The following is a 13,204-nucleotide window of genomic DNA, read 5'->3' as shown; positions in this document are numbered from 1 at the left end:
ATCTCCTTACAAATCGGTGTCATTTCATCCTTCTATCTTTAAATATCACCACGTTTTATAGCTATTTTTTTAAGATCTTTTCACATTTCTTTGCAGGCCTTCAGAAAATACTTTATTTTTTCATCGGAAACATTTTTATCAATTCCAACACAGGAAACTGAAATTAATCCACCATTTTCCTGTCCTGTTACCGCCAATTCCTGCACTTCCCGCATAATTTCCTCTTCTGATGCTTCCAAAAGCCGCGCAGGACTATACCTGGCATTTAAAAACACCCCCGGAAACTTACTTCTTACCAAGGCTAAGTCTGAAAAAGCTCCAACTTCCGCAAAGTCCAGATTAGGAATCTTCCGGTATCCGTCCACCACATGTTCCATCGTCGCACCACAGTGATGCACACCAAAGCTGCCAAATGTTTCCGCCAATATCTGATCACAGGGTAAAAGAAATTTTTCGTATAAGTCATTGGAAATCATCTCCACCGAGCAATTGGATGTCAGATAAACCTTCGGCCGTACCTTTCTTACAATTGCCGTAACACCGCCGGAAATATCATCTGACAGCATCTTCAGACGTCTCCCCACTGAAATGGAAAGTTTTGTTATTTCATACAGAACATGCTCTGCTTCTTCCGGTGCCGTATAAAACACCACCATGGCTTCCTGCCCCATCAAATCCATGGAAATGTTTTGTACCCCCTGAAGATTGATATATGGCTCCACATAACCAAACTTACCCAGCAGGTAATCGATTTGCCTCTGTGTTCGCTGCCAGACTTCGCTTTTTTCAAGTTCGGGAGCAAAAATCTCACCTATCTCATCTTCATCCAAATCCCTGCAAATAATCTGCGGAGAATTATCTGCCTGGTATTTTACTTCACAGCCCATCAGTTCCGAATAAAGATATCCTGCGGCTAAAAGGTCAGTCCCAAGCAGAGGGCGCATCAATGGAGCCTTTTCACCCAGACCATACTCACCAAAATGATCGTAAAGTGCACGGCGCATTTTCATATCGCATTCCATTCGATACTGCGGCTCATCAAAAAAGTCCCTGGTAAAATCTATTCCTGCATGGGCATGCCACCAGGACGGATGAAAGGTTATATCATATTTCATCATTTCTCCTCCAAACTATGTAACTTTTCATATAGTTTCTTCTGTTCATCCGGTGTCTTACAGTAAGTTACACAGATAAGCTTCTGTTTTGGTTTCCACAACTTTTCAAAAACCGAGTATGCATGTTCTGCATCTCCAACAGCCCGGGCATTTAACACAATACCACTGCCTGCAAATCCCTCTGCAAAAATCTCCGGGCAATTTGGAGAAGGATCTGTCTCAATAGAAAAAGCACCGTCAGCCATGAAAATATTTTGATAGCGTTTCACCATTTCAATTTTAGACTCCCAAACTCCGCAGGAATGGTATACAACACCTCCAAATGCCGCTCCCAGCCTCTCATCCGAGCTTTTAAAAATGTCCTCATAATCCTCGTTCTGAACCATAATTGACATATCATTACTTAGTCCGATTCCTCTGAATGCCCGGCTGGATGCGAATCCATGTCCCGGTCCTGCCAATGCACTGCCCAACAATTTTTTCTGTTCCATTAGAAAATCTAATAAAAGTCCGGTAACCAGTTCAGACACTTTCTTTACCTGTTCCGGTTCATCCACCACATCATAAAAAAGATTGGTCACAGGCAGCAGGTAGGTAAGCATATTAATGGGGGATTGAACATCGGTCAGGGAAACAGGCACTTTTCCTCTGGTTTTTTCTATGAAATATTCCGTCATCTCTAAAATATGCCTCCCAATCCCAGTCCTGGCTATCGGAACAAAATCGCTGTTCAAAATATCTGCTGTTGATTCAAACTTAGGATCAACACTGGGTGCCTGCCCCGGTTTCCATACATATTCCCCCCCAAAACAGGAGGCAATATATCCAATTCCGTACCAGGGTTCCAGAAAGTTTGCAATGTCTGCCTCATAGTTCATGCTGAGTTTCAAAGCCCCCAGCTGCAGCGCCAAAGATTCTTTATAATCTCTGCATCTGTCATAGAACACTCCGTCAGCCCGTACTCTGCGGTAAACTAAAAGCCCTTCTTCTTTTTGCAGAAAATTACGATTCTTTTCCAACTGTTTTTCCTCATAGTCTGCATATGCTTCCAGGTCAAACCTTTCCGGGCTCACCGGCTCCACTGCTGTTCCCTGTGAATCCCTCAGAGTAGTGTCAAATTTTCTATCCATCATTACCTTTCCTCCATATATAATCAATTCCTGCATTTTTCTTTTTTCTAAACTCTTATGCTAAACATTTTTTGACTGCCGGAAACACCGCCCGTCCAATATTGTAAGCGCTTACAAAGATCCTATATTCTTTTTTTCTATTTGTCAATGGAATGAGATTATGAATGTTGAATTTTTATAGTTTTCTTGAGATTTTATAAATGCGGGAGCATTTAAAAATGGTGAGGGTTAAACTTATGAAGTTACAAATTATATTGGGGTTTAGTTGAGGAATGACGCTTTGTAGATGGAGGTAGTGTACGGAAAGAGAAGGGGACGGACCATGGCAGGCGTTTGGAAGGCTTACCGCAGAACTGGCATTTTCTAACCTTCCCAGAGCGCTTTTTGGCGGCACGCGGGCATTCGCTCCGAAATCCTGATGCATTTCGCAGCTCACTGCCCGCTTAGTATCCGATGGGAGCCAGTCGAATACTATCCGCCAAAAAACACTCCGGCAAGGTAAGTAAATGCTCAGCTCTGCTATACGCCTTCCAAACGCCTGCCATGATCCGCCCCCTTCTCTTTCCGAGATCCAGGTTGTCGCCACAAAGCTGGTTTTCTCAGCTCGGTGGGACCCCGGGGTTGTGGCATGCTGAACGCTATTGGCATAGAACACTTAAAAACCAATAAACCAGCTGGATGTTATCACACTGAACTGTCTCTAAATTCTACTAAAGTATATTTGTGGTCATAGTATCTACATCCAGTTAAGTCTGTGATCAGGAAAACAAGTGAAATTTCGTGTTATCATCCCCCTTTCACACTGAACTGCCATAACACACTCTGCTGCATCCAAAAACAAACAGACCGTCACTACCCAGGGGTCTCCACCAGGCTGAGAAAACCAGCTTTGTATCAACGAATGCTATCTCGGAAAGATGGGTGTGGGAAACTGGCATGGGCGGAGGAAGCGTAGAGCAGAGCTGAGTATTTACTTACCTTTCCTAAGTGTTTTTTGGCGGATAGTATTCGACTGGCTCCCATCGGATACTAAGCGGGTACTGAACCGAGAAATGCATCAGGATTTCTCGGTGAATACCCGCGTGCCGCCAAAAAGCGCTTCGGAAAGGTTAGAAAATACCAGTTCTGCGGCCAGCTGACGGAGCCCATGCCAGTTTTCCACACCCATCTTTCCGTACACTACCTACATCTACAAAGCGTCCCCTTACTCAGCCAAACCCAAATTTATTAATTAAGCACCCCCTAATAATATTGAATTCTAATTGCATTTTACCATACAAGGCCTTATAATAATCTATTAATAATATAAGACCTTACTCTACTAAAGAAAGGGCAGGTGCGTTATGAATATCTATGATATCTCAGAAAAGGCAGGCGTATCCATCGCCACTGTTTCCAGAGTCTTAAACGGAAGTGGAAATGTGAGTGATAAAACAAGGGACAAAGTATTGTCTGTCATACAGGAAACAGGATATACACCCAATATATTTGCAAGGGGACTGGGTTTAAATACAATGAATACCATTGGCATTTTATGTGCTGATTCTTCCGATAGCTTTTTGGCAAATGCCATTTACTTTCTGGAACGGGAACTGCGCAGACACGATTATGATTCCATCCTCTGCTGTACGGGCTATGATCTGGAAATAAAAGAAAAATATCTGAATCTGCTCCTGTCAAAGCGGGTAGATGCTATAATTCTGGCCGGTTCCAGTTATATAGAAAAGAATGCAAAGCAAAACAAATATCTTCTCAACGCAGCAAAATCAGCACCACTGATTATTGTAAATGGCTACTTGCAGGGAGACAACATCTATTGTTCCCTCTGTGACGACAGCCAGGCGATCTACCAATTGACAACAAAACTTTTAGAAAGCGGACGAAAATCTCCCTGTTATTTATATCGCTCCCTCTCTTACAGCGGCCGTCAAAAATTGAACGGATTTTTAAAAGCCTGTTTAGACTTTGGTATAGAAAACGCAAAAAATATCTGCTGTAACAGTGATATACTGTCTACCAGAGACTTTCTGTTATCCGACCGTTCATTTGAGATGCATGACGCTTTTATCACCTCTGATGATGATATGGCGATCGGCGTTTTAAAATACGAACAAAGTCTGGGGCGCAGAATCCCGGAAGATGTATGCATTACCGGCTATAATAATTCCAAGATGGGTATCTGTTGTGAACCGGAACTAACTACCCTGGATAACCGGCTAGAGTTTTCCTGTATCAATGCTGTCTCTATGTTAATGCAGGTTCTGTCAGGTAAGAAGGTTCCTTCTAAGGCGATCATCACTGGAGAAATTGTGGAACGGGGGACTACGAATATTCGGTTTTAGGCTTTTCCTATCATCTAAAGCAGGACAGTATATCCTGGGTTTAGAAAAATTTCAAATTAAAAATAGGATTGAAAAGGAAATAAACCACCCTTCAATCCTATTTAAAATTTCACATATATTTTTTCTATACTCTGTTTTTATTTATCTGTATTTTCAAACTCTGCCGCTTTTTTAAGTGCCTCTTTCCAAGCCTTCTTATAATACTTCTCCACATCATCCATTCCCAGATCCTTCGCTTTCTTCACCATATTCTGCCAAAGATCTTCAAATGTATTCTCGTCTTTTGCATAAACCAGGTCCCAGGAATCGCCGCGCACTACTTCTCCGATTTCCGCAATTTTATTCTCCATAACATCGGATACAGGAGGTATCATATTGACCGCTATGGTAGACTTTGCCACCATATCATTTTCATAAAGGTATTCCGCAAGGACGTCTTTCCCCAGCATCTCATTAACCTCTTTCTGCATTAATGTTTCATCCACATTCAGGCTGGAAGGCCAGTAACGGTAACTGATGGTATACCCGTCATCCATCAGAGTAGATGCCTGTAAACCCAATCCATTAAAATGATATACCCCGTTTTGGAAAGAGCCGCCGCCTTCAACCGGCATGAGATCTTCGCTTTTCTCATTAATCACATCCCAGCCCTTTTCCGTTACATAAGGCTCGCCATCCGATTTGCGTTCCCAGACGCCACCCTTTGGACCATTATACAGATATTGTTCCACCTCCGGATCATAAAGCCAGTTTAAGAACTCACATGCTTTTTTTACATTTTTACAATTCTTACTTATGGCAAAATACCAGTTACGCCCGATTACCTGATCCGGGGCTTCATAAATTTTCATATCCGAGGCCAGAATATTAGCATAACCGTCTGGTCTCTCCTCATTATTTACATGTCCGGAGGAGACATTGTTATAGTTTCCCCAAAGCCAGGAGAACCAGGAAAACATGACTCTTCCTTCGCTGTACTTCTTCTCCAGGTTGCTGTAACTCTGCGTAGCAGAATCGGGATCCAGCAGCCCTCTCTGATTGGCCTCAAAATAGAACTTTAATGCACGCTTATAAAAGCTGTCCTCTTTTAATATAGAGTTTGTTTCCTTTGTTAAAATATTGGTTTCCATCAGTGTAGACACATATTCTGAATCAATCCCATAAAAGTAGGACAGCGATGCAATTTCCAGGGCTGAATATTTGTCCCAGTCAGAAAAAAGAGAAAATCCATAAACTTTCTCACCGGATTCAGTAACCGGCTTTATTTCCACCATTTTTTCTACAACATCCAGATAATCTTCCAGCGTATCTAGCTTTGGAGCTCCTGCCATCTTATAAGCATCCCATTGCAGAAGCGGCACCCAGTTATAAGCATTATAGGACACCGGCCCAATTGAAGTGGGCATGAAGAACAGTTTTCCAGTGCCATTACTGGTATTTTCCATGGTATAGGCAATAGCACTCTGATACTCCTCTGTTTTAAATATAGCCGGCAGCAGATTTTCATATTCTTCCAGGGGAAGCAATAAATCAGCATCCATGAGAAGCTGCGCCTCATCCAGATCACGAAATCCAATGATATCGGGTAGATTCCCCGCTGCCATGTATTGCTTTAATTTCTGCTCTACCTCATTGCCGCTTGCATAGAAATCTACTTTAATGTTGGTGTCTTCATACAGCTTCTGGGCTCCCCAGCCTTCCCATATTCCATCATCCGAGGCTACTGATTGCTGAACAAATGCCGTCAGTATCGTCTCGGCACTATTATTTTCTGTTTTTCCCGCTCCAGACAAATCCTTCGATGTATTACATCCGCCCAAAATCATCAGAGAAGCGCCGGTGATCAACACGCCTGTTATGACTTCGGTGATTTTCTTCCCGATTATTTTCTTCCATTTTATTTTCTTGCACTTCATTTTTTTCATTTCCCTGATCCTCTTTAAATCCCTTACTTTCGCCTGTTTTCTTGCTTTTTATTCTATCGGCTGTTATAATCTCAGTATATCAGATTCGTCTGAATTTTCATAGAATAGATTTCAAGGAGCTATTATGCTGAAAAAAATCTCAAGCGGTTATTATTCAAAAATGATGTTAATTTGTATTACCGCAGTCTGTACCATTACAGCTGTGCTTCTTTCTTTATGCAGTTTTTTAATACGGGATCAGGAGAAATCGGAATATTTGAAAAACTATGATATTGCAGTGAATACCCTCTCTTCCATTCTCGCAACCAAGCAAAACTCTTTTGCCAATACTCTTTCTCCTGTATTTTCCAGTACCTCCCGTTACCAGGCACTTTGCAGCCTCTACCAGAAAGATTATGACAATGATTATAATACATCCCAATCGGTAATCCGTATGCTGTCTGAGATCTGCCGATATGACCAGTTCTGCCGCGGTATTCTGCTGATTACGAATTCCGGAAAGCTTTATCAGTATAATGTCAGCTACGATACTCTGGTTCCATTGCAGTTTGACGGCACAGCGCCAGATTTCACATCCTATGATCTGCAAATTCTTTCTGACTCCCAGATCGATGCTTTAAGCAGTAACTACGATAAACCGGCGGAACATGTCTATGGACTTAGCAGCACAATTTTTGATTACTCCAATAAAAATCTGGTCACATTAGGTCAGATGATAATATTGTACTCTACCGCTGAATTTACCAATGCGATCGCCGATGCACATCTGGATGAAAATGGCCTGTTTACAATTACTGATCTGAAGAAAAATATTGTTTATGCTTCCGACGGAGAATACGGGAATTCTTCAAAACTGCTTCTGACAAATGAACATCCTGACACAACAAATAGTGTCCAGCTTCCAATAGCAGAACATATGAAGAATAATACCAAATATTTCAGTTCCTCAATATTTAATGGAAAGTATGATTTTTATACCAATTACCAACTGCCGGCTTCTGCTGTTGCCGGAAGTTTTACCCTGGTCATCCTTGCTATTCTGGCACTTGTTATCTGTCTGGCATCCATTCTGCTCTACGTTATAACCATGAGGATATCCAATAAGAAAATCAAGACGATACAGGCAGGAATGAGCCGTGTAGGACAGAATAATCTGGATTATCGCCTGCCTCTGCCAAACAGTAACGATGAGTTTAAACAGATCACCGTAAGCTTCAATAAAATGTGCGATGAACTGCAGCGAAACGTGGAGAAAGCATATGTATATGAAATTTCCCAGAAAAAAGCGGAACTTTATGCAATGCAGACAAGTATCAACCCTCATTTTCTCTACAATGCACTGGAACAGATCCGCGTTCAGATCGTCAAAGGCCTTTATAACGATGCTTCCCAGATGCTGCTACTGCTTTCGAAGATGTATCGAAATCAGACCCGCAGAAATCTCTACGTCTCCATCGGTGAAGAACTGAATCTCTGTGAGAACCTGATTAACCTGTATATGTACCGTTTTGGTAATTTCGAATATGAATTTATTATCGATAATTCACTGAAGATCTATGGTATTCCCAAGAATACCCTTCAGCCTCTGATCGAAAATTATTTTGTCCATGGACTGATTCTGAACCGTGATGACAATATGCTGACCATAACGGTCACCTCAGTTACAAGAGATTCAAAAGACATGTTAGAACTTGCTGTAGAAGATAACGGTTCATCCATAACACCGGAGGAACTGGAATTATTAAAAGAAAAACTCAGCCAGCCGGTTATGAAACGCAACGAAGATAATGGTTTTGCACTTTCCAATGTCAACACCCGTTTGAAACTGGTATTTGGTGAAGGATCCTGTCTCATTCCCCAGGCCGGCAGTGACGGATGCGGATTCCGCATTGCATTTTATATACCACCGGTATTGCCGGAGGATATCAAATAGTATCCACTTTATGCAGTGGTATCAACCTGAACAGCGCAAAAGTCTGTCCGGAATGCAGTTTACCGGAATGCTTAATGGTGGCGGAACAGGAATTGAATATTAAAGAAATATAGGTATTTCTACCGGATGAGCAAGAACCTTAAAGGAAACGATAAGTAATACGAAACTTCACTTATTGTGTTTATTGTCATCCATATGAATTATTTATGCTATTTAAAATACTTTTTAATAGACAATATATTTGTATAATGTTATACTGTGATTATGGAATAACCGTTACAGGGTAGTTGACCTCCTACTTTAAAGGATAGGGGGTGGTGCTATGACTACATACCAGGTATTGACACTTATGTTATTATTTGGCGGGTTTTTATTGACACTCCTTGGCTATATAGACAAGCGAAAATAAAAAACTACCCTGTTCTCGCAAAACAGGGTAGTTTTTCTTATCAAATTAACTAGAGGAAAACTGCCTAACCCGAGCGGTTATTCCTTTTATACTCACATGATACCACCTGACGTAAAAAAAGTCAAATCAAACGTTATTCGTTTATCTCATGAAAATCTATACGCATACCTTTGCCTTCATAACATATATGTTTTACCAATACCATTCCATCCAACCGGAAAAATTTCACATCGAATTCCTGTGGATAAGAATAGTTACCCTCCACATCATCTAACATCACACATTTTTGCTTTTCTTCGTAGCGTATTGGAATTAAGGCATAATTTCCTTCTTCGTATTGATAATCCACACCATTATCAAGATAGTAGTCAAAGCTGCCATCCTGTCCTTCATAGACTTCTATCGTATCGGCCGTGCCATCCTTCATACATTTTTTACTCAGCGGTAGAATGGAACCTGCCTTGATAAATACAGGCTGCCAGTTTATGGGGGCTTCTACTTCCAAATTCTGTCCGCCGTTTAATACTTCTTTCGTCTTCTGATGGTACCAGCAGGCCCCTTCCGGAAGGTAGACTTTCCAGGTGGTTTTTCCATCCAGCTTTGAATTTTCCGGACCGTATTCCATCGCCCGGGTTACCGGGCAGACAAGATAAGAAGGACCATACATAAATTCTCCGGATATTTCCCGAACATTAATATCCTTATTGAAATCAAACATCAGGCTGCGCAATATGGTATAATCATCTGCTTCTACCTTGTGTGCCAAGGAATATGTATAAGGCAGCATTTCATAACGCAGCTTAATATAATCCACAATGGTATCGTAATATTCTGTCCCGGGCTCTCCAAAATACCATGGTTCCCGATAGGTATCTGTTCCATGTGAACGCATAACCGGAAGAAAGGTTCCAAACTGCAGCCACCTGGTATACAATTCACGATAACCAAAATCATCTGTTCCTTTTTCGAAAAGACCATGCCAGAACCATGGGGCTTCTCCTTCCTCCACGCCGCAGAAGCGTCTGAATCCTTGCGTAGAGCCTGCAAAGAATGCTCCGATATCCAAGGTCCAGTAAGGAATCCCTGACATACACATGCTTAATCCTTCTGCAATCTGATTGCGGAAAACTTCCCAGGTCGCCATGATGTCTCCTGACCATAGAATTGTGCCGTACTGCTGTATTGAAAGGGAACCGGAGCGAGTCAGGTTTGCAACCCGCTTTTTATTGTCTGACGCTCTTTGATGCTCATAGATTCCTTTCGCGTGTACAAGTGCATAATTATTTGCTTTTCTTGCATCAAAATATCTTGTCAGATTCTCCCTTGCAAGCTCATAACGCTCCTCCTCGGATCTCTTTTCCAAACCGTTCCAGTCAGGAGTGAAGGGTTCTGTGGAATCACACCACCAGGAATCTGCTCCGCTTTTGAATAATTCTCTCTCACACTGCTTCCAGTACAGATCTCTTGCTTCAGGATCAAATGCATCATAAGTAGATAGGTTTGCCAATAACTTGCCCGCATCCATCATTTCCTGATTGTTTTCACATCCTTTATTCATATTTGGCCATATAGAAATCATAAAGGCGGTATCTTTTTCATGAAGTTTATCCGTCATTTCCTTTAAATTCGGGAAGCGCTCTTTATCAACGAATTTATTCCCCCACTGCCCTTCTGCCCAGGATTTCCAGTCTAATACCATACAGGACACCGGAATGTCACGTTTTTCAAATTCCTCCCGGGTAGCCAATATATCTTCCTGGGTAATATAGCGCTCCCGGGACTGTATATAACCAAATGCCCAGCGCGGAAGCATCACTGCTGTTCCTGTTAGTTCCCGGATACCTGCAATCAGAGCATCAAAACCATCTCCGGTAATTACGTAATAAGACATCTGGTCTACCGCATCAAAATTCAGGGTAATCATATTATCTGCCTCTTCATAAGCCATAAGACAGTCAGCATCCAAAAGTATAGCATATCCCTTTGAGGACAGGAAAACAGGCATGGGGATCTGCATATTGTTTTGATAAAGATATTCTTTAACCCCGCGGTAATTATAAGTTCCCTGCTCCTGCTGACCCAATCCGTAGATTGCTTCATCTTCGTCAATTGCAAATTTAAGAATCCCTGAAAATGCATCACCTGTCTTAATACTGGCTGCATTCTCAATAAAAGAACGCTCCCCGTCAATCGTCTTCTTTGTAACAATCTTTGCTTTTTTTCCTTCAATCACATACTGGAAAATCTCACGGTTCTGGAATTCAAAGCTTTTCTGTGCAATGAGCGGAACTCCCCTGCGGGTAAATGCCACGTCCTCATTTGTATCCTGATCCAGTACCAATGTTTCATATTTTTTCTTGCTCACAATTGCCATTCCCGGCTCTCTTAACTTTCCATCCGGCGTCAGCACGACCCTGGTAATATGGCTAACTTCTCTGTTCATACTTATACCCATTGCATATTGCGGACTTGTGTTCATACTTATGCCCATTGCATATTGGGGACTTGTCTGCAATACTGCCACAATTAAAACAGGTTGAAAGAATCCATGCGTGGCTGCCTTTCTTATTCTTATTTTTCTTTCAACTTATCAATAGTGCAAGCTGCATCATTACAGCCTTTTCAAAAGTGCAAATCCATTCCTCTCCAAATGCATTTCTTTTTGACACGTACAATTTTTCAGAACATCTTCCATAGGCTTCTCTAATACCAGGCTGGTATCCTTAGCCGTAAAGTTGATCACATAGTAATAATCAGCTCCATCCAGTTGTCTATGAATTACTTCCACTTTTTTCTGCGGGCATATAGGATTCTTTTCAATTCCGGCTTTTTCGCAGAAATAGGTAAATAAATGCATCATGGATTCATCGTCCACATCTGTTCCAAGATAACATGCCGTACCCTTACCATATGTATGTTCACTGATAGCCATAGCACCCGTTTTATAATCTTCCATATATATTCCGATTGCCCTCGCATCGCCTTTCAGTAAATCACTCCACATACCATCCAGACTCTCCTGCACAGTATTACCCAGATTTAACCTGAGCTTTGTTCTGTTGGATGCAAACACCGGCTCCACTTCTTCAACGTTCACACCAAAGACATCATTCAATCCTGCCGGAAGTGAGTCCGTATATCCAACATTGTCTTCATTCTTGGCTGAAGTCAAGAAGGTAGCTATCAATATTCCGCCGTTTTTTACAAAATTGCGCAGCTTCTCCTGGAAACTTCGGTCTGCTATAAACGCAGTAGGCACCACCAGGAATTTATATCTGGAAAAATCTGCTGCAAACCCAATTACATCGGCATTATATCCCGCATCTTCCAATAAATTGTACATTCTTCCGGCATAATCCAGATAATTGAAATCCGGATCATTCACAGGTTTTATGCGAAGTGACCAGTGCACATCATAATCTACGCAGACCGCGATCTCATTTACAAACTCTGCATTCCCGTAAGCTTTTAACTGCTGCAGAACCCTTGCTGTTTCCTGCATTTCATAATATCTTCTTCTTGGTACTCCATCCATGTCCACGATAGCATAATTCAGCTGCTCTGCTCCAAATGGGAAGGTACGGAATTGGAAATGTAACATCATATCCGCACCATGGGCATAAGACTGGATTACTGCCTGCTTCAGTGCACCCGGATTCGGCTGGACTCTACCGGATCCTCCAAAACGGTGTCCGCCGCCCGACATAAATTCCATTACCCAGAATGCCTTCCCATCCTTAACCCCTCTTGCAAATGCATAAGGAAAGGAATCTACGGCGGCATCCCGAAGTCCGGGATAAAAATCAAATCCGTATACATCCAGGTTCTTCGTACTCTTATAATAGTCAATGCTGTTGGTAGCAAGACCGGTACCATTCGTGGTAACCGGATAATCACTGTACCTATGGAGAATATCCGCCTGAAGATTCTGATACTCTATCTGTGAGTCGCTGGCAAACCGTTCGAATTCCAGGCGCAGAGTAGGATTTTCAAAGTACACCGGCAGGGTCTGCTCTGCACTTACTTCAATTGTATTTACCGGTGGCTTTATCTGATCAAAATTCTCATAATCCTGTCCCCAGAAAATATTTCCGCTTCGCCTGTTGTATTCTTCAATCGTTTTATATTTTACTTTCAGATAATCTGAAAATTTACTTTTACATACCGGACAATGACAGCGTCCGGATGCTTCCTGCGCTGGTTCATTGTCGATCTGAAATCCGGAAACATATGGATTTTTCCCAAAACGTCTGCCGATTTCCTCTGTGATTTTCACGGAATACTCCCGATAGACCGGATTATTGTAACAATAGAATCTCCGTCCACCAAAAGGCCTGACTTCCCCTCTGT

The 13,204-nt window shown here is 41.9% G+C and carries 9 protein-coding genes; 3 read left to right on the top strand and 6 right to left on the bottom strand.

Features of this window, described 5'->3' with window-relative positions; genetic code table 11:
* Window positions 1–80 precede the first annotated feature (80 nt).
* From RHS_RS21030 to RHS_RS31570, 3 genes are all read right to left on the bottom strand, one after another.
* The gene (locus RHS_RS21030; protein WP_395023183.1) at window positions 81–1,118 is read right to left on the bottom strand and encodes a uroporphyrinogen decarboxylase family protein; all 1,038 of its coding nucleotides are present in this window, start codon (window positions 1,116–1,118) and stop codon (window positions 81–83) included.
* Window positions 1,115–2,248, bottom strand: coding sequence for a uroporphyrinogen decarboxylase family protein (locus RHS_RS21025; protein ID WP_395023181.1), 1,134 nt, complete (start codon window positions 2,246–2,248; stop codon window positions 1,115–1,117). The genes RHS_RS21030 and RHS_RS21025 overlap by 4 nt, the downstream gene beginning before the upstream one ends.
* A 1,054-nt stretch (window positions 2,249–3,302) precedes the next feature.
* Entirely contained in the window at window positions 3,303–3,425 is a 123-nt protein-coding gene (locus RHS_RS31570; protein WP_255348098.1) for a hypothetical protein, read from the bottom strand.
* Between the two features lie 163 nt (window positions 3,426–3,588).
* On the opposite strand from RHS_RS31570, the gene RHS_RS21020 reads away from it, so the two are divergent.
* Entirely contained in the window at window positions 3,589–4,587 is a 999-nt protein-coding gene (locus RHS_RS21020) for a LacI family DNA-binding transcriptional regulator (protein WP_027294938.1), read from the top strand.
* 137 nt (window positions 4,588–4,724) lie between these two features.
* Here RHS_RS21020 and RHS_RS21015 read toward each other — a convergent pair whose 3' ends face one another.
* Window positions 4,725–6,512: an extracellular solute-binding protein gene (locus RHS_RS21015; protein ID WP_047834275.1), complete on the bottom strand. Its 1,788-nt coding sequence runs from the start codon at window positions 6,510–6,512 to the stop codon at window positions 4,725–4,727.
* Between the two features lie 124 nt (window positions 6,513–6,636).
* Between RHS_RS21015 and RHS_RS21010 the strand changes: the two genes are divergently transcribed.
* Together RHS_RS21010 and RHS_RS31565 are read left to right on the top strand one after the other, a co-directional pair.
* Window positions 6,637–8,445: a sensor histidine kinase gene (locus tag RHS_RS21010; protein WP_047834274.1), complete on the top strand. Its 1,809-nt coding sequence runs from the start codon at window positions 6,637–6,639 to the stop codon at window positions 8,443–8,445.
* Between the two features lie 322 nt (window positions 8,446–8,767).
* Complete coding sequence (locus tag RHS_RS31565) at window positions 8,768–8,854, top strand: putative holin-like toxin (protein WP_255348127.1); 87 nt, start codon at window positions 8,768–8,770, stop codon at window positions 8,852–8,854.
* A gap of 133 nt (window positions 8,855–8,987) precedes the next feature.
* Here the strand turns inward: RHS_RS31565 and RHS_RS21005 are convergent, their stop codons facing one another.
* Window positions 8,988–11,297: a TIM-barrel domain-containing protein gene (locus RHS_RS21005; protein ID WP_395023177.1), complete on the bottom strand. Its 2,310-nt coding sequence runs from the start codon at window positions 11,295–11,297 to the stop codon at window positions 8,988–8,990.
* Between the two features lie 168 nt (window positions 11,298–11,465).
* Window positions 11,466–13,204: beta-galactosidase (locus tag RHS_RS21000; RefSeq protein WP_047834288.1), on the bottom strand; the 1,739-nt coding region annotated here is incomplete at its 5' end.

The organism is Robinsoniella sp. RHS, assembly GCF_001029355.1.
Classification (GTDB): Bacteria; Bacillota; Clostridia; order Lachnospirales; family Lachnospiraceae; genus Robinsoniella; species Robinsoniella peoriensis.
Note: the sequence above shows the minus strand (reverse complement) of the source record. Positions and strands in the feature narration are given on the sequence as shown.

Bases quoted from the DNA above. Each gene is read 5' to 3' on its own strand.
- RHS_RS21030 (WP_395023183.1), bottom strand. From the start codon at position 1,118: ATGATGAAATATGATATAACCTTTCATCCGTCCTGGTGGCATGCCCAT.
- RHS_RS21025 (WP_395023181.1), bottom strand. From the start codon at position 2,248: ATGATGGATAGAAAATTTGACACTACTCTGAGGGATTCACAGGGAACA.
- RHS_RS21020 (WP_027294938.1), top strand. From the start codon at position 3,589: ATGAATATCTATGATATCTCAGAAAAGGCAGGCGTATCCATCGCCACT.
- RHS_RS21015 (WP_047834275.1), bottom strand. From the start codon at position 6,512: ATGAAAAAAATGAAGTGCAAGAAAATAAAATGGAAGAAAATAATCGGG.
- RHS_RS21010 (WP_047834274.1), top strand. From the start codon at position 6,637: ATGCTGAAAAAAATCTCAAGCGGTTATTATTCAAAAATGATGTTAATT.
- RHS_RS31565 (WP_255348127.1), top strand. From the start codon at position 8,768: ATGACTACATACCAGGTATTGACACTTATGTTATTATTTGGCGGGTTT.
- RHS_RS21005 (WP_395023177.1), bottom strand. From the start codon at position 11,297: ATGAACAGAGAAGTTAGCCATATTACCAGGGTCGTGCTGACGCCGGAT.